The sequence below is a fragment of the Nitrospira sp. genome (assembly GCA_024760525.1).
Taxonomy (GTDB): Bacteria; Nitrospirota; Nitrospiria; order Nitrospirales; family Nitrospiraceae; genus Nitrospira_D.
Window position 1 is genome coordinate 896,841 of record CP060499.1, and the last position, 17,827, is coordinate 914,667.

Consider the following 17,827-nt stretch of genomic DNA (forward strand, 5'->3'; position numbering starts at 1 on the left):
AGCCTATGCAAGAACACATTCCGACGAATCGCGCGCGAGTGCTCGGCACGGAAACTGAGTTCGGCATCGCGGCGAAAGATCCGTCCGCGATGGATCCGGTCTCCGGTTCATTTGCCGTGATCGGACACTATCCGGGACTGCCGGCTCCCGGGGCGATTTGGGATTACGAGAACGAGAACCCTCTCTTGGACGCCCGGGGTTTCGAGGTCGATGGCGAACGTGAGCGGCCCAACCCCGACTACAATCGGCAGTTGAATAAAGTGCTGGCGAACGGCGGACGCTTGTACGTGGACGGAGCGCATCCCGAGTACTCGACTCCGGAGTGTTCAAACGCCCGGGAGGTGGTGGCCTTTGAACGTGTCGGAGAGCGGATCCTCGCCAAATGTCTTCAGGAGATGGCCCGGGCGCGAGGGGCCGAACAGTATGTGCTGTACAAGAATAATTCCGACGGCAAAGGCAACAGCTACGGGTACCATGAAAACTATTTAGTATCGAGAGCCGTGTCGTTCGACAAGATCGCCAGGGTGTTGACGCCGTTCCTCGTGACGAGACCGATTTTCGCCGGGGCCGGAAAAGTCGGGGCCGAAAACCAGACCAACCCGGTGGAGTATCAGATTTCGCAGCGCGCCGACTTTTTCGAATGCCTCATGGACCTCAATACGATGGTCAAACGCCCGATCATCAATACGCGCGACGAGCCGCATGCCGATGCCGCAAGATTTCGGAGACTGCATGTCATTACGGGCGACGCCAATATGGCCGAGGTGTCCACGTATCTCAAGGTCGGAACCTTGGACATCGTCCTCCATCTCCTCGAAGCGGGAACCGACTTGCCTCAGCTGGAGCTCGATGAACCCGTTCGGGTGTTCAAGCAAGTCTCACGCGACTTGGACGTGAAGGAGACGATTAAACTGGCCGGTGGGAGGCCCACAACGGCGCTCGCTGTTCAACGGGCCTACCTGCAAGCGGCCAAGAGCTTTTACTCGTCGCAGGCTCCCAATCCGTCCGTTCAGGATGTGTTGCTCCGCTGGGAGGATGTCTTGAACAAGCTCGATCGCGATCCACGATTGCTGGTTCGCGAGCTGGATTGGGTGGCCAAGCGTCATATGATCGAATCCTATATGGAACGTAAAGGGTGCGGATGGGATGACCCGCGAATGAAGCTGATGGATCTCCAATACCATGATGTTCGTCCCGAGAAAGGGTTATTTTACACGTTGGAACGCAGCAATCTCATCGAACGGATCGTTGAGGGCGAAGAGATTCAGCGCGCCGAGTTGAATCCGCCGACCGGAACCAGAGCCTATTTCCGTGGGCGCTGTGTCAGCAAGTTCGCGAAGTCGCTCTACGGCGCGAGTTGGACGTCCGTGCTGTTCGATGCGGGCGATACGACGATCAAGAAAGTCCCTCTCATGGACCCGCATCGTGGCACTCAGACGTTGACGCGGGAACTGCTCGATACGACCGACTCGGTAGAAGCGCTGCTTGCAAAGCTCCGGGTTTGACGGATGACGGTGCCAAGCCCACAATGAAGCTGCCATATCTTCCCGATCACGACGACTCCAGCTTTTTCGACTTGATCTCCAAACATTATCCGGGGTTGACGCTGGGAAGCCAAAGCCTCGCACCGGTGCCCGAGCACATGCGAGTCCCAGGGGCAATGTCCGTTCCGCATGCGACGACGGTCTTGGCGCTCAAGTCTCAACAGGGAGTCGTGATTGCCGGTGATCGGCGAGCCACCGAAGGATTTCAGATCGCGGACCGCCGTATCGAAAAGGTGTTCAAGATCGACGAATGGTCGGCCATGGCCATCGCCGGCGCAGCCGGCCCGTGCATCGAGATGGCCAAATTGTTTCAGACCGAACTGGAACATTACGAAAAGCTGGAAGGGATGCCGCTTTCGTGTGAAGGAAAGGCGAACAAGCTCGGCCAGATGGTCAAGGCCAACCTGCCGATGGTGTTCCAGGGGCTCGTCGTGATGCCGCTGTACGTCGGCTACGACGAGAAGCGGCGCGAAGGGCGTATCTTCAAGTACGACATCACCGGTGGGAGGTATGAAGAATCCGACTACCATGCCATCGGGTCCGGAGGCAAAGACGCCCGTAACACCATGCGCGAGCATTTCCGGAAGAACCTTTCCGAGCAAGAAGCGCTCAGGCTGGCGTTGCTGGCGCTCTACAATGCGGCCGATGATGATGTCGGGACGGGTGGACCGGATCTGATCCGAGGGATTTATCCGACGGCCAAGTTGGTGACCGCTCAAGGCATCACCGATGTTCCGGACGACCAACTCAAAGCCGTCTACGACGAGATGATCGCCGTCCGTCGTTCAAGGGAGACGTAGTCATGCCGATGCCCTATTACGTATCCCCTGAACAGATGATGCAGGACAAGGCTGAGTATGCCAGGAAGGGGATTGCCAAAGGTCGTTCGATCATTGCGATGGAATATGTCGACGGCATCCTCTTGACCGCGGATAATCCGAGCGCGTCGCTGCACAAAGTTTCCGAAATCTACGACAACATCGCGTTTGCGGGAGCGGGCAAATACAGCGAGTTTGAGAACCTTCGAAAGGCGGGAATCCGCCACGCCGACCTCAAAGGGTTTATGTACAGCCGCGAGGATGTCACCGGCCGCTCGCTGGCGAACGGGTACTCGCAAAGTCTCGGGACCGTCTTCAGTCAGGAGATGAAGCCGCTTGAGGTGGAGATTCTGGTGGTCCAGGCCGGCACCGACAGCCACCCGAATGAAATCTACCGTATTTCGTTCGACGGCAGCATCATCGATGAGAAGAACTTTGCGGTGATCGGCGGAAGGGCGGAAGCGGTGCAGACTGTCCTGAAGGAAAAAAGTCCGAGCCAGGCTCCATCTCTGGACGCGGCGCTCACGCTGTGCGTCACGGCGCTTGAACAGACGGCGAATCAAAAGCTGCCGCCTGAAGGTTTGGAAGTCGCGGTTCTGGATCGAACCCGCATCGGGCGAAAGTTCCGCCGGTTGGCGATCAATGACATTCGCCGCATCCTCTCTCCCTAACCGCCGCCGTTCGCAGGAGGCTCCCTTTGTTGCAGATCCGCGGACGGGCGTGTAATCTGTTTCTAAGCCTTCCATGACGTCGCCGGGTCCCATGAAACAAAGAATCTTCGGCCTCGAAAACGAGTACGGCCTCATTTTTTCTCCCAACGGTCGTATCTATCTTCCGATGGAGAAAGTCCTCGGCTACATCTTCGAGGGACTGATTCCGAACAGCTGGCCGTCCAACGCGTTTTTGGTCAACGGGGCGCGGTTCTATCAAGACACCGGCTGTCATCCCGAGTACTCCACTCCCGAATGTGACAATATCCTCGACCTCGTGGTTCATGACAAGGCAGGAGAACGGCTCCTGGAAGCCTGTTTGCCCGCGGCCGAGGAGCGGCTTCGGGAGGAAGGGCTGTCCGGAGAAATCTATATTTTCAAGAACAACACGGATTCGCTTGGCAACACGTACGGATGCCATGAGAACTTTCTGATGCGGCGCGACGTGGACTTCTGGAAAGTCACGGAACAGCTCATCCCGTTCTTCGTGACCCGGCAGGTGTTCAGCGGGGCGGGAAAAGTGTTGAAAGTATCCGGGAAGCCGCAGTATTTCATCTCGCAACGGGCCCAGCATATTCATGAAAAGACGTCGTCATCGACCACGTCCTCCAGGAGCATCATCAACACCCGCGATGAGCCCCATTCCGATGCGGAACGCTATCGGAGGCTGCATATCATCGTCGGGGATTCCAACATGTCCGAGTACGCGACCTACCTCAAGGTGGGGACGGCGGCGCTTGTTCTGTCGATGATCGAAGAAGGGTACACGGTACACGGGATGGAACTGGAGGATTCCGTCAAGGCCATCCGCGAGGTTTCCCGCGATCCGACCCTGAAAAAGAAAGTCAAACTCGATGACGGCCGGCAATTGACCGCGATCGAAATTCAACGGGTCTACTTGAAGAGAGCCAGAGAATACCTGACCCAGCAGGCTCACGAACCCATTCTCGATGATGTGTGCGACAAGTGGGAGACCGTGCTCGAGCAGTTGGAGGACGATCCCATGCAGCTGACGCATCAGATCGATTGGGTCACGAAGAAACATTTGATCCAATCCTACGTGGACAAGAAAAATTGCGGGTGGGACGACCCCAGAGTGTTCCTCTTGGATTTGCAGTACCACGATGTGAAGCGGACGCGGGGACTGTATTACTTGATGGAGTCTCGTGGGTTGATCGAACGAGTCGTCGAGGAAGAGGCTGTTCAACGCGCGATGTCCACCCCGCCGCAAACCACGAGGGCCAAGGTGCGCGGGGACTTCATCCGATTCGCGCGCGCCAAGAATCGATCCTATACCGTGGATTGGACGTACCTGAAACTCAACGGGTATTGGGAGGAGACGATCCTCTGTATGGACCCCTTCAGCGCAGTCAATCGGCGCGTCGAAGAATTGATTTCCCAAGTATCCGGAGGGCGGTTCTATCGATGAGGCCGACGCGCGCGCTGAACACTCGTTGCCGCGCCCTGCTGAGCCGTGTTGCGCTCGGCGCCGCCGTTCTGCTCGCCGGCACTCTTCCAACCGACCTCTTTTCAGGCTCCCTACCGGTTCCTTCAGGGTTCGATGGTCAATATCGTGGAAAGCAGGGACAAATCCTCGTCATCAAGGTTTCTGCCGATGATACGGTCACCCAGGTACAGGGACAGTTCCTGGGCCGCTCCCTCAGCTTTTTCCCGGATACTCGGCCTGAAGAAGCGAAAGGATTCGTCGGATTGCTCGGGATCGATCTGCAGGACGAGCCGGGACATCATGAACTGGCCGTCGAGGTAAGGACCGGGGAACAGAGTCGTACCTTGCGGTACCAGGTCGTGGTCCTGAAAGAGAAGTTTCATATCGAGCACCTCACGCTGCCTAAAGACAAAGTGGACTTGGACGACAAGAGTTTGGCTCGCTGGAAAGCGGAGCAGGAGCAGGTGAAGGAGGCGTTGGCGACGGATTCCCAGAGCAAACTATGGCAGCCGGGTTTTGTGGAGCCGGTGAGCGGGAAACGAACCGGGATTTTTGGAAGTGTCAGAATCATGAACGGGCAGGCGCGCAATCCGCACAATGGCGAAGACATCGGCGCTCCGCTGGGCACCGTCGTTGCGGCGACGAATGATGGTGTCGTGCGGCTCACCGTCGAGCATATCTTTTCCGGGAAAGGCGTCTATCTTGACCATGGGCTCGGGTTTTATTCAATGTATTTCCATCTGTCCGAAGTCCTCGTGAAGCCTGGTGATGTCGTGAAGGCCGGCCAGACCGTCGGAAAAGTGGGGGCGACCGGACGGGCTACGGGACCCCATCTGCATTGGGGGGTCAAGCTCAACGGTGCGCGCGTGAATCCCTATGCCCTGTTGGATCTCCCGTTCAAGAGTGTGACCCAGCCGGATGTTCCAATGCCTGCCGCGGATGCTCCTCCCAGTGTGAGTACATCAACTCCGTAGTTGCGACCGGTTTCATTTCTGTTCTTCCCCACGATTTCCGGTTGACCTCGTCCCACCGTGGGCATACCCTTTTGGGTGTGGGGCATGAGACATGAGAATCTTCTTGTGTGTCCTCTCGGTGCTCTCCCTCCTGCTGGCCGCGCAGCGATTCTCGGTCGCTGAGCATACCGGGCAACATAAGGGAGGACTTTTCTTTCTCCTCATCGGCATTCAGCTCCTGATCGCCGCCGCACTTATAAGCGGCCATCGAGAAGAACAGGCATCCAAGTCACCGACGTCGAAGGATGAAGGAGACACCAACGAAACCGGGCCCAGTGTCGGGAAGGCCTTGGGAAAACAAGAGAAAAAGCCTTGAGGGAAATGATCTCAGCGGATTGAAACTGTTGAATCGCCGCCGGAGCTATCTCTGCCAAATCCAGCAGGCAATTCTCACCGAACACATTCCGTGCACTCGCGTCGAAAACCCCCGTACATTTCGAAAAAGCGGGGGTCGATTTCGCAAGGGGCCAGGGTACTATCGAAACTCGGAAACTGATGGCATTGGCGTCAGGTCGGAGCGAAGTCCCCCTACTCTCGCGCAGTCACACCTCTACCTCATTGATGGGTCACGGTTCAATTCTCTGACCGCTGGATCAGCACTCGGCGTCGTCGGAACCCCTCCATAAATGGATTCACTGTAGGGCGAAGTCGGGGTTCCAGACGATTCTTTCTGAGAGGAGGGGTCAGAGGACTTGGTGCCGTATCGGGTTTCGTTGCTGGGTGAACCATACTTGGATTGATCACTTGGCATGGACCCCTGCGGGGAGCTTGCAGCATCGGGCCTCATGACGCCTGGCCCAGACATCCCGGAATACGCATCGGCCACCTTATGGATCAACGTCTCTCCTTGCCAACCTTCGGCAAGGCTATCGGAATGGTTGACTGCTCCGGTTACCGCGAAGATCGCCAAGGCTGTCAATACGTGCTTCTGCCTCATGACTTCCTCCCTATCCACGTATCGTTAAACTGACTGGTCCTACGATGACATCGTAGCGCACGATATTGCACGACTACAAGGGCATTGGCAACCTACAGTTCGGGATTCCCCTTGGACCGGCTGTCGTATGAGCCGAAGTGTAGTGGTCCCAAGCGCTTCGGAATCCGACGTCGGTTTCCGGCGCACAGGACTTATCCAGCGGGAAATACACCGGACAAAATTCTGTGAACGCGCCCTGGATCAGCCTGATGCCGATCACGCCAAGTACGAGCAACCAGTCAGGATGGCAGGCCGATTCACCCGTCCTGTGCGCGTGAAGTGCGGAATCGCGATATAGGATGAGTCGTATATTACAAATGTATGGATACCCAGCAGCTTCAAGAAATGGCCTGCTCAAGGTTAGAGTCGGCGCCGGCCGGCATCGCATGATGGGGGCAATCGGGCTCCGGCAAACCGGGCCGAGTGCCGGGAAGGTCTTGGGGGAACAAGAGAAGAAGTCTTGAGGGAAGTGGTCTCGCAGAATCGGAGCTGCTAGAGCATCATTCTGGAACCCGCGTCGAAACCCCTGTAAATTCAGAACAAGCGGCAGTCGCTTTCTCAAAGGGTTTTGACTATTCTAAAGTCTGCTTAAAACGAATCATTTTTAACTATACGCACTGAGAAACTTATCTGTTATGGAATTAGTGAATCGGTCTGTCATTACATGCCCGAATTGCGGCAAGGGAACGGAACGAGAAATGCCGGTTGACGCATGCGTCGTCTTCTTTGAATGCCCGTCATGTCAATCACGGCTGCGGCCACAGCCTGGTCACTGTTGTGTGTTCTGCTCGTACGGAAGCGTCAAGTGTCCGCCTGTCCAACTTCAGATGGAGTGTGGGAAACAATAGTCACAGCTGGGTTCAGAGAAACACCGAGGTCGCTTCAAGAATCAATTGTTTTTGGATCAGCCATTGACTGGAGCGTAAACAGACGGAACAAGAGGACCTTGCGATAACGATCGATACACAGGATTTTGATCGTGGGTCTTTTGTATCTCGCGGCTCGCATGACGTGCGACCGACCCGCTGAACTCCAACGTCAACGCTAGCGTTCAGGCGAACATGACCCGAAGTCGTAACCCAGCAATTATCTTCGCAACTCGTTCAGGCGGGACCACGATCGACCAGGACGCCCACGGTGGTAATCCGTTTGCGACCGCTTTGATTCAGCTGGCAAATGCGGAAGGCGTTTCCTTTCGGCAGTTTCCCACACGGCTGCGAGCGCTGACCATAAACGGTAGCAAGAGGCACCAAGTGCCACAGTGGACGAGGTGGCCCGAACGACTATTGTGGAGTTTTCAGCTTCCGCCCGGCTCTCGACAGGAAAGCCGGTGTGCTCTACTGCTAGTGGTTTCCAACTACTCGGATAACGGCTTAGCGCCGCTAGCCGGCGCAGCATGTGACGAAAGACGATTGGCTAAGATGTTCGCTGCACATGGGTTTTCTGTCGTTCAAGGTATTGCGCCTTGCCGTGCCGCGCTTCTGGACGCTCTGGACAATTTTGGTCGACAGGCACTGCAACACGATGTCGCAGTGGTCTACTCTACCGGTCACGCAACAGAATGGAACGGCAGGGTCTACCTGCTGCCGGGCGACTACCCACTGGTCGGAAGGGGCTCACCAGCGCGGCTACGGACCCAGGCCATATCAGTCGATCGAATTGCCACGGCATGCCGGGCCCGTAGGCTCAACTTCGTATTCTTTGCGGGTTGTCGTACACTCATTTCGCAGGGAAGCGCTAACAAGGTGGTGAACCGGAGCCGCCCAAAACGCGGAACTTGAAATCTAGTACTCGGTAGGGGTCAGGTCATGCAATCTCATATTCGGCCTGAACGCCATCAACCCAATCGGGTCATTCGGGAAATTCCCCGCCAACAGACACACGTGTGTCCACCCCGCTCCGGGTGTTCTCCCAGAGTCGGGCTTCTCAGGCGAGACCCATTCACACGACGTATAACGAGTATGGATATCGGCTGGCGGAGCTTGCCGCACACTTGAATATTTACTACACCATTGTAAGCCGCCGTTTAAATCACGCGGAGCGACCTAATGTGTGATTGCAAGACCTGCCCCCAGAGGTATTTCACTCATAAGGCACTGGGGGACGGACCTGCTAATAAGGTCTGCCCCCCAGTGTTCGGCCACGCACCGATGGCGGCGCCTCTAGCGATCCGCTTCTGACGCTATTTGCGCAGCGATCTGAGACCTGCGCGCACCTCTTCTGCGAAGAGTCCTGGCTGCTCCCACGCTGCAAAGTGGCCGCCCTTGGGAAGCTCGTTGAAGTGGATGAGGTTGCGAAAGGCGCGCTCGGTCCAGCTCCGCGGAGCTTGGTAGACCTCTTCAGGAAAAACGCTTACGGCTGCCGGAACGGAGATGTTGAAGTCGTTGAAGAAGGCGCCCTTGTATTCCCGATAGAGCCGGGCGCTGGACACGCCCGTGTTCGTCAACCAGGAAAGGGTGATGTTGTCGAGGATGTCGTCCCGTGTGAGATCGCCGTAGGGCTTCCCATCGAGAAAGAGTTTCGCGATATGGTCGTAGCTGGCCACGTCGTGGTCGATCATCCAGGCGGCAAGAGCGACGGGTGAGTCCGCCAACCCGTACAGGGTTTGCGGATGTGCGGCCATCATCAGCTGCGTAGGGACGTGCTGGTAAAGGAACGCCATCTGGTCGTATGCCCGCTGCTCCTTAGCCGAGAGACCCGCTGGCGGTGGCCCGCCGGACTGAAGCGCCTTGGCAACGTCAGGGGGCGCGGTACCGGCGAAGTTCAGATGGATGCCGATCAACTCCGGAGGTGCCTGTTCAGCCATCAAGTTCGTGACGAATGCACCCCAATCGCCGCCCTGTGCCGCGAATCGGCTATACCCGAGGCGCTTCATCAGCTTCACCCATGCCTGCGCCATGCGAGCCGGGTCCCAACCCGGCGTCGTGGGCTTGCCGGAAAACCCGTAGCCGGCCATTGACGGGATCACCACATGGAAGGCGTCCGACGCGCTGCTGCCGTGAGCCGTGGGGTTGGTCAGCGGATCGATGATCTTCAGCTGCTCGATCGGTGAGCCGGGCCAGCCGTGGGTAACGATAAGCGGAATCGCATCTTCATGTCTCGAGCGGACGTGAATGAAGTGGATGTCCAACCCATCGATCTCGGTGATGAACTGCGGGTAGGAATTCAATTTCCTCTCGATCTTGCGCCAGTCATAATCAGTGCCCCAATACCGAGCGACTGCTTGCATGACAGCGAGTTGCACGCCTTGCGAAAAATCGGAGACCGTTTCTTTCTCGGGCAACCGCGTGGCGTTGATCCGCCGACGCATATCATCCAGTTCCGCTTCCGGCACATTCACGCGAAACGGACGAATCGTATCTTTGTCAGCAGCCTGCTGCTTATCTGCTTGTGTAGGACTGGTTTGGACAATGGGAGTCATAGCACACCTCCACAGTACGGGTTAAGTTGTTGCTTATGCCATGTGATGTGGACAATCTGCGTCAGTCCTCCCGTCACATGAACCCGCCTTTCTGTAACGGAGGAAATTATGTACTGCACGTGTCCGATGCACTGGAGTGCATTGCACGGGTACGATCAAACCAGGCGTTGGAGCGGCGGAGACTGGAGAATCGGTCGCGCGAGGATAAACACAGCGCGAAGGATTGAGAGGCACAGTCAGCGTGGCAGAAACGTCTGATCTGATGCTAGGCGCATCGAGATGGCGGGTCAAGCCATAGATTTGAGCGTGCTCAGATTGAACTCAAGCCCACCCTACTCAGACCTATTCCAGCCAAGATCGAGTTCAAGTATTACTATTGGATATGCGTAGTCCAAATGAGTGTGAATAGGCTGGAGGAGGGTGCTGAAAAGCTTCTTAAACCGCGGGTCAACAAAGTTGTCTTGGCAGTTGCAGCTTAAGGGTGCTCCCAGCCGCGATCTCTCAAAACACAATCGCCGGGCGTTTGCCTTTGACGATCAGCAGCAGCCGTTTGAATTGTAACGGCTTGTCGGGATCACGGGTGTAGTGGGTGGGGTCCTCTGAGACTTCGACGTCGCTGAGCGGGAGGGACAGCTTCTGTTTGAGGTGCGGCACGGTCGTTTCCAACGCCACATCCACCAGCCGCTCGGTGCAGGCGAGCACCTCACTGTTGATATCGCGCTGATCATCAAACTGGACGGTGACCCGTTCTTCAGGGTTGATCCAGGGTGTGATGAGCGCTACCTTCTCTGCGCGGCTCATGGCGGAGGGAGTGTCCATGATGCTGCATCATACTCCCAGCCGTTCCCGCGATGGCACTCGGATTTTCCCTCAGTGTTTTTCTTATTCCGGCGAGATGCCCAATCCTCCGAGCAGCGGCATAAGGCTGTCCTCCCCAGGTCCCTTCCCTTCCTTCGAGGCTGAGCTGATCTCAGAGAGTAGTTGCTCTGCTTCCGGGCTCAGCTGCCGTAACTTCTCTCCAAGATGACCCGACATCATTCCTTGCTTGATCTCGCTGTCCGTGAGTTTGCCGTCCTTGACCCCTTGTTGGAGGATCTGTGCCAGCGATTGGACCTTTGCCAGGACATCGGGAGGCATCCCCTTCAGGATGTTGGCTGCATCCTGCCGGCCTGCCCCGAGTTGGGCATGGCATGGAACGGCCAACCACATTGAAAGCGCCACAATCGCAATCATCGGTTTCCCTGTCAAGGCCATCGCCGCCTCCTTCGTTTGACATGACGACCAGGTCATCACGCACGTGCTGCATGATGTTTGCCAGTTTTAGTCGAGAATGAAAGGGGCACTGGGCCGGAGGGTGGAGGAGCACGCGCTTCAACCGCCGAAGGCGGCACGACTCCGTACTCATTGATCAAACAGCGAATTCTTTAGGCGACTCGTCTGATAGTTGGTATTGTCTATCAATTAATCCTGTGAGTGGAGGAGCGTGCCGATGCTTGACGGGTGGGTATTTCCGGACATAACGGTTCATTTGGTGGCCATCCTCTGCCTACTCGTCGTGTGGCAGTACTACCAGATGCAAATCATGGCCGGTCGCATTCTTGCCGTCGATATCTTCGATCGCTCCGGCATTCGTATGTATGTCTATGTCACGCCTGCTGCAGACCATATCTGCGAGGTGTGCGCGAAATCGAGCGGCCGAGTGTTCTTGCCCTCTCAGGTGGCGAAGAAACACTTTTCTCCTCTTGCCGGGAAGTGTAAACGACCGACTCCCTGTCTCGGAGCGCTGGTCGGACTGTACGGAGGGTGGTTGGAAGCACGAGGGGTGTTGGAGCACCTGCGCAAGAACATGAAAAAAGGCGGCATTCAGTTGTCAGCCGAAGAAGTGCGGGCCTTGGTGAACGGCCAGTGGGAGCGTTGTATCAGCGCGGAAACAGATCGTCTGGGCGTCCATATGATCGAAGCGCTCTCCTATGAAAAGATCAATCAAGATGTCTCGGTCGTGGGATACCGCTTTGTGGCGAACGAGTCGAAAGAAGTCCGGCATTTGATGTTTCTCGTTCCGGCCTACCTCCGCCTCATGCACTTGCTGCTTGAAGCGGGCGACGAGGCGGAAGCGCTTGAGGTCATCGACCGATTTGAGAATCGGTTCCCGCCGACCAAACACGGTCCGCATTTCCCATCGGACGAGCAGCGAGATATGATGACGACAAGAAAATCCCAGCTGATGAAAGGCCTGCCGTTCAGGATCCCGGCTTAGCCGAGACTAGCAGATACAGTCCTCGTGTTCTTCCGCACGTCATCACAACGAAACTCGATAACCGGTCGATCAGTAGTTTGTTTCGAGGCTGGTCGGTGTCTTGTTGAGCACGGTCGCGGCCGCTTGCGACAGGATCGCGTCGTGATTGTGGTCGGGAGAATAAATCCGAAACTGCACGAGTCTCGTGGGAAGAAGATCCAAGAATTCTTCCAGCGGCTCGGCGGAAACCTGGCCCGTCCCAGGGTCATAGACGTATAAGGCGTTCCCACGGCGATCCTTGGGATCGGGGCGTGGGTCCAACAGGGCCATGTCCACCCGAAATGGGAGCCGCTTCAAACCGGCCGGCAGTTCTTTGATGATCTGCTGCTCAAAGTGCCGATGGCTGGGGAATGCCATTCCGCGTTCCTGCCCTTTTTCTTTCAAAGTCGTGCTGTAGGCCATCTTCCATTTGACGTCGCGGTCCAGGATTCTCGCCCACTCATCCCCCAATTGTCGGCGGGCTTTGTGGCGAGACTGTTTCCAGCCGCGGACCTCCTCCAAGAGCGACCAGTCCGTCAGGGTGCGATAATCGGCCATGTGCTTTTGCGGGTTGTTGGGACAGAGCAGCTTCATGGTCTGGCCGAAGATGTCCCGCAAATGGATGTCGATCGCTCTGGTAGTGCGATGGAAATAGACGTTGGAGTAGAGATACATCCTGGTGTTCAGGAACATTTGGAGTGCCGGGAGTCCGGTCTTGTGAATCGTGAACCCTTTCTCGGTCACGATCGTGTAATGAATCAACCGTGTCAGATCGACTGGACCCACCGCCACGCCGCACATATATGAATCCCTCAAGACGTAGTCCAGATTGTCTCCGGTATAGCTCCCGGAAATCACGGGCTGGAGCATGTTCAGCCATCGAGGGAGTCGGGAATTATCTTTCCCTTTTTCTTTGAGGATCAGATGGGCGATCTGGTCCGGATTCAGCTCTTCGCCCTTCGCGAAAGGGCCTGAGGGGCTCCGGCGGATTTTCTTGATCAGCGGTGCCAAATGTTCCCGGATGATGATCTGCCCCAACCGTTCATGCGTCAGGCCGAAGGCATGGAGATAGTTGTCATCGAAGAAATGGCAAAACGGTCCGTGCCCGATATCGTGAACCAAGGCCGTCACCCGTAAGAGCTCTTCCACATAGTTGGCCGACGGCACCTCTTTGACGGCTTTCTTGAGAAACGGGTACAGATGTTTGGCGAATCGCCCCGCCACGTGCATCGTCCCCAAGGAGTGGACGAATCGGGTATGCTCGGCCGAGGGATAGACCCACCGGGCACTCTGCAGCTGGTAGATGTACCGCAGCCGCTGAACCCAGGGCGAATCGATCAGGTCCTTCTCGGTATGCTCGTGGGGGTCCGGGTCGGCGTAAGGAACGGTGAACGTGACGTACTTGTGGATCGGATCGGCAATGAGTGCCGATCCATCATATGGAGCGTTCGGTCGGTCTGCTGATTCCATAGCGAGTGAGCATCTTAGCCCACCTGGTCCGAAGGCGGCAACGGTTTGGCCGCGGGCATGTCCGGCTCTCTTCGGTGTTTGACCACGAGGAGATACGCGGCCGGGTAGGATAGCAAGGCACCCAGCACGCTCAGCACGAGCCCTCCCAGGATGAAGGGAGCGGCGTACGGAAGCACTTGCTCGTAAATGCCGCTGAAACTCAAATCATGCCAATCGAAATTCGGTGCATCGGTCCGTCCCAAGAGCAATGCGCCGGTCCAATAGGTGGCACCCATGATTGGAATGATGGTCCACGGATTGTTGACGAAGGCGCCGGCGAGCAGGGCGATCAAATTGAGACCGAACAGCCAGGTGCAGAGCACCGCCATGGCGGTGTGAAGACCATACGCCGGCGAGAACGCGATGAAGACACCGACCGCGAACGCCAGTGCAGTGCGTTGGGGGGACTCCTGCAAATGGAGCACTTGTCGCAGCAACGCGCGGAATGATCGAGTCTTTCGAGAAGAGGGGTGTTGGCTCACATCGGACATCAGTAGAAATGCTCGTAGCTGGTTGCCGGCATGGGCAGGATCCGGCCATCGGATGTCATCTGCATTCCAAACTGCTGCGGGCGGATCGTGCCGATGCAGGTCACGCGATAGCCTCGCGTGCGGGCCTCCCGCTCGATGAGTTCGCGATGCTTCGGCGAAGCGGTGAACAAGAGTTCGTAGTCTTCACCTCCGGTGAGCGCGAGTTGAACCGGCGAGACTCCAACGGTCTGAGCATAGGCGCGGCAGGCCGGCGAGATCGGTATCTTACCGAGGTCCACCTCCGCGCCGACACGACTTTCCTCGCAGATGTGCCGGAGATCGCCGGAGAGGCCGTCGGACACGTCGATGGCGGCCGATGCCAGCCGGCCGCTGTTGAGCCACTGGCCTTCGGCGACCCTGGCCGTCGGATAGAAATGGCGACGCATGAGAAACTGTCGATGGGAGCGGGACAAGACAGCGTTCCGCTTGCCTGAGGAACGGGAGCGTGTGCCGCGCGCCGACAGCCGGAGACCCGCGAGCGAATCTCCGAGCGTGCCAGAGACAAAAATCTGATCTCCCACTTTTGCGCCATGACGAAACAGTGCCCGGCGTGTGGTGCTGGTTCCGATCAGGGTGATGCTGAGGAAAAGTCCAGCCATGGATGCCGACGTATCTCCCCCGACCAGGGCTACTCCATAGAGCCGGCAGGCCTTCATCAAGCCTCCGTACAACTCGTCGACCTGCGGCCGCGTGATGGTTTTCGGGATCGCAAGGGCAACGAGCAGATAGCGAGGGACTGCTCCCATCGCGGCAATATCGCTGAGGTTGGCCATGGCGGCTCGATATCCGACTGACTCGGGAGCGGCGGACTTCAAGTCAAAATGGATGCCCTCAGCGAGCAAATCCGTCGTGAGGTGCCACCACGCCGGTGCGGAGGTCGCAATCACGGCCGCATCGTCGCCGATGCCTTGGACGAGTCCTGACGTCTGCCGGGCAAACCGGCGCTGGAGATCGCGGATCAGGGCAAATTCCTGGAGGGCTGGTTTGGCCTTACGACGGGCCACGACACGATCCTATGTGCGAGTTGGGGGTCGGCTCGCCATCAGTGTGGCAGGGAGTTCGTGCGGTCGTCGACCTTTGCCGGGACGCATGGGACGGATACGGGTCGGCGCCGAAGGTGCCGACGGCCTTTGAGATGTCGATGGAGTCTTGGCCCGTCTGCGCAGGGCGATCTTCATGACGTCGTCCATCGTATCGACGAACGCCAATTGAATGCCCTTGAGGAGATGTTTGGGAATTTCCTCCAGGTCCTTCTTATTCCGACGCGGAAGGATCACGGTCGTGAGCTTTGCCCGTTTCGCCGCCAGAATCTTTTCCTTGAGCCCTCCGATCGGGAGCACGCGACCGCGCAAGGTGATTTCTCCGGTCATGGCCAGATCTCGCCTTGCCGGAGTACCCGAAAATGCCGAGGCGATGGCGGTCGCCATCGTGATACCAGCCGAGGGACCATCCTTGGGGATGGCGCCTGCCGGCACATGGATGTGCAGGTCTTGTTTGCTGAACATGCCGGGGTTGAGGTTCAAGGTTTTTTCTCGTGAACGGACGTAACTGAGTGCCGCCTGGGCGGACTCCTTCATGACGTCTCCCAGGTGGCCGGTGAGAGTCAATTGACCTTTTCCCTTCATCACGGTCGCTTCGATGTACAGGACATCGCCACCGGCTTCGGTCCAAGCGAGGCCCGTTGCCACGCCGATTTCGTCTTTTTCGAGTTCCGCTTCCGGCACATATTTCGGGACGCCCAAATATTTATGGAGATTGGAGGGATCAATGGGGAACCCTTGAGCTTTGCCTTCGGCGACTTTCTTGGCGACTTTGCGCATTACGTTGGCGATTTCGCGCTCAAGATTCCGAACGCCGGCCTCCCGCGTGTAATGCGAGATAATTTGCCGGATCGCCGGTTCCGTCAATCGGACATGCTTGCCGGTGATCCCGTGCTCCTCGAGCTGGCGGGGAATCAGGTATTTCTGCGCGATGCCGAGTTTTTCTTCCTCGGTATACCCCGGGATTTCGATGACCTCCATGCGATCGCGCAGCGCGGGAAGGATCGGGTCGATCAAGTTCGCCGTGGTAATGAACATCACTTCGGTCAGGTCGAATGGAACCCCGAGATAATGGTCGGTGAACGCGCTGTTCTGCTCCGGGTCCAAGACTTCCAGCAGGGCCGCAGAGGGGTCGCCCCGAAAGTCCATTCCGACTTTGTCCACTTCATCGAGCATGAACACCGGATTCGCGGTGCCCGCCTGCTTCATGCCTTGGATGATGCGTCCGGGTAAGGCGCCCACGTACGTGCGTCGATGCCCGCGGATTTCGGCCTCATCGCGCACACCGCCCAAGCTGATCCGGACGAATTCCCGTCCCAATGCGCGGGCGATCGATTTTCCCAATGAGGTCTTGCCGACTCCGGGCGGGCCGACAAAGCAGAGAATCGGACCCTTCATCTTCTCTTTCAGTTTTCGGACGGCCAGATACTCCAGAATTCGCTCTTTGACCTTTTCGAGGTCATAATGATCGTCGTTCAACACCTTGGCGGCGGCCTTCAGCTCAAGGTTGTCTTTCGAGCGCTTCGACCACGGCAGTTCGACCATCCACTCCAGATAGGTACGCACGGTCGCCGATTCGGCGGTGTCGGGGTGCATTTTTTCGAGACGCTTGAGCTGTTTTTCGGTCTCCTTCAAGACCTTGTCGGGCATCTTGGCGTCTTTGATCCGCTTACGGAATTCCGTGATTTCTTCCGCCCGTTCGTCGAGCTCGCCCAATTCTTTTTGAATGGCTTTCAGCTGCTCCCGCAGGAAGTACTCACGCTGGGTTTTGTCCATCTCCCCTTTGGCCTGCGCCTGGATCTTTTGCTGCATGGACAGGACTTCGATCTCTTTCCCGAGAATGTCGCTCACCTGGCGAAGGCGCAGGATCGGGTCGGAGATCTCCAAGACCGCTTGGGTGGCGTCGACTTTGAGTCCGAGATTGGACGCGACCATATCGGCCAAGCGGCCGGGCTCTTCGAGGTTCTCGATGACGACCATGACGTCGGGAATCAAGACTTTTCCCAAACTCACGATTCGTTCGATCTGTTCTTTCACCGTCCGCATGACGGCTTCGGCCTCGAGTGTGGTCGCCGCCGACTTCGTATCGGCCAGTTTGTCGATGCGAACCGAATAGTACGGGTCGGTCTGAATGTATTTGGTGATTTTCGCTTTAGCGATACCCTGCACCAAAATTTTGATGCGTTCGTCCGGCAACTTCAGCATGCGCATGATGATGCCGACGGTGCCGATCGAGTGGATGTCTTTGGGGGCGGGGTTCTCGACGTCGAGCGCTTTCTGAGTCGCCAGGAAAATCATCCGGTTGCCGGCAAGGGCGGCCTCGATGGCTTTGATCGACATGTCGCGTCCGACGAAGAGGGGGAGCACCATGTACGGAAAGACGACGATGTCGCGGACCGGCAACAGCGGGAGCTGATTGGGGACCTCAATGTTTTGAGGAGGCTGAATTTCTTGCTCGTTTGGATCGGTCATGTGTGCGCCTGTTCTCTGATAGAGCGGGAAGGTTCACCCAACCATGTTCGGCCTGCTGAACCTTTCGGCAGA

General features: G+C 57.2%; 16 protein-coding genes. 8 read left to right on the forward strand and 8 right to left on the reverse strand.

Translation table 11 applies throughout. From position 1 onward, the window contains the following. The first annotated feature begins 5 nt into the window (after window positions 1-5). From H8K04_04355 to H8K04_04380, 6 genes are all read left to right on the forward strand, one after another. Window positions 6-1,505, forward strand: coding sequence for a proteasome accessory factor PafA2 (locus tag H8K04_04355; protein UVT16791.1), 1,500 nt, complete (start codon window positions 6-8; stop codon window positions 1,503-1,505). Between the two features lie 23 nt (window positions 1,506-1,528). Beyond that, window positions 1,529-2,344, forward strand: a complete 816-nt coding sequence (gene prcB / locus H8K04_04360; protein UVT16792.1) for a proteasome subunit beta — start codon at window positions 1,529-1,531, stop codon at window positions 2,342-2,344. A 2-nt stretch (window positions 2,345-2,346) separates the two neighbouring features. Continuing rightward, complete coding sequence (gene prcA, locus H8K04_04365) at window positions 2,347-3,033, forward strand: proteasome subunit alpha (GenBank protein ID UVT16793.1); 687 nt, start codon at window positions 2,347-2,349, stop codon at window positions 3,031-3,033. Window positions 3,034-3,124: 91 nt separating this feature from the next. Continuing rightward, a complete protein-coding gene (pafA, locus tag H8K04_04370; GenBank protein ID UVT16794.1) occupies window positions 3,125-4,501 on the forward strand; it encodes a Pup--protein ligase in 1,377 nt (458 codons plus the stop codon). Beyond that, window positions 4,498-5,493, forward strand: a complete 996-nt coding sequence (locus H8K04_04375) for a M23 family metallopeptidase (protein ID UVT16795.1) — start codon at window positions 4,498-4,500, stop codon at window positions 5,491-5,493. The genes pafA and H8K04_04375 overlap by 4 nt, the downstream gene beginning before the upstream one ends. Before the next feature lie 91 nt (window positions 5,494-5,584). Then, window positions 5,585-5,848 (forward strand): hypothetical protein, encoded by a 264-nt coding sequence (locus H8K04_04380; GenBank protein ID UVT16796.1) that lies wholly within the window; start codon window positions 5,585-5,587, stop codon window positions 5,846-5,848. Between the two features lie 234 nt (window positions 5,849-6,082). Here H8K04_04380 and H8K04_04385 read toward each other — a convergent pair whose 3' ends face one another. Beyond that, a complete protein-coding gene (locus tag H8K04_04385; GenBank protein UVT16797.1) occupies window positions 6,083-6,469 on the reverse strand; it encodes a hypothetical protein in 387 nt (128 codons plus the stop codon). A gap of 1,100 nt (window positions 6,470-7,569) precedes the next feature. Between H8K04_04385 and H8K04_04390 the strand changes: the two genes are divergently transcribed. Beyond that, the gene (locus H8K04_04390; GenBank protein ID UVT16798.1) at window positions 7,570-8,289 is read left to right on the forward strand and encodes a caspase family protein; all 720 of its coding nucleotides are present in this window, start codon (window positions 7,570-7,572) and stop codon (window positions 8,287-8,289) included. Window positions 8,290-8,690: 401 nt separating this feature from the next. Here the strand turns inward: H8K04_04390 and H8K04_04395 are convergent, their stop codons facing one another. The 3 genes from H8K04_04395 to H8K04_04405 form a co-directional block, all read right to left on the reverse strand. Beyond that, on the reverse strand, window positions 8,691-9,929 hold the full coding sequence (locus tag H8K04_04395) for an epoxide hydrolase (GenBank protein UVT16799.1): 1,239 nt from the start codon (window positions 9,927-9,929) through the stop codon (window positions 8,691-8,693). Window positions 9,930-10,430: 501 nt separating this feature from the next. Next, window positions 10,431-10,748: a hypothetical protein gene (locus tag H8K04_04400; GenBank protein ID UVT16800.1), complete on the reverse strand. Its 318-nt coding sequence runs from the start codon at window positions 10,746-10,748 to the stop codon at window positions 10,431-10,433. Between the two features lie 63 nt (window positions 10,749-10,811). Then, window positions 10,812-11,183 (reverse strand): hypothetical protein, encoded by a 372-nt coding sequence (locus H8K04_04405; GenBank protein ID UVT16801.1) that lies wholly within the window; start codon window positions 11,181-11,183, stop codon window positions 10,812-10,814. A gap of 235 nt (window positions 11,184-11,418) precedes the next feature. On the opposite strand from H8K04_04405, the gene H8K04_04410 reads away from it, so the two are divergent. Next, complete coding sequence (locus tag H8K04_04410) at window positions 11,419-12,186, forward strand: hypothetical protein (GenBank protein ID UVT16802.1); 768 nt, start codon at window positions 11,419-11,421, stop codon at window positions 12,184-12,186. A gap of 69 nt (window positions 12,187-12,255) precedes the next feature. Here H8K04_04410 and H8K04_04415 read toward each other — a convergent pair whose 3' ends face one another. The 4 genes from H8K04_04415 to lon are packed head-to-tail and all read right to left on the reverse strand — an operon-like array spanning window position 12,256 to window position 17,755. After that, window positions 12,256-13,674 carry an HD domain-containing protein gene (locus tag H8K04_04415; GenBank protein ID UVT16803.1) on the reverse strand — a complete coding sequence of 473 codons (1,419 nt, stop codon included), beginning with the start codon at window positions 13,672-13,674 and terminating at the stop codon, window positions 12,256-12,258. 14 nt (window positions 13,675-13,688) lie between these two features. Next, on the reverse strand, window positions 13,689-14,204 hold the full coding sequence (locus tag H8K04_04420; GenBank protein UVT16804.1) for a DUF2062 domain-containing protein: 516 nt from the start codon (window positions 14,202-14,204) through the stop codon (window positions 13,689-13,691). Then, window positions 14,204-15,247 carry a thiamine-phosphate kinase gene (thiL, locus tag H8K04_04425; GenBank protein UVT16805.1) on the reverse strand — a complete coding sequence of 348 codons (1,044 nt, stop codon included), beginning with the start codon at window positions 15,245-15,247 and terminating at the stop codon, window positions 14,204-14,206. The genes H8K04_04420 and thiL overlap by 1 nt, the downstream gene beginning before the upstream one ends. A gap of 9 nt (window positions 15,248-15,256) precedes the next feature. Beyond that, a complete protein-coding gene (lon, locus tag H8K04_04430) occupies window positions 15,257-17,755 on the reverse strand; it encodes an endopeptidase La (GenBank protein UVT16806.1) in 2,499 nt (832 codons plus the stop codon). Window positions 17,756-17,827 lie beyond the last annotated feature (72 nt).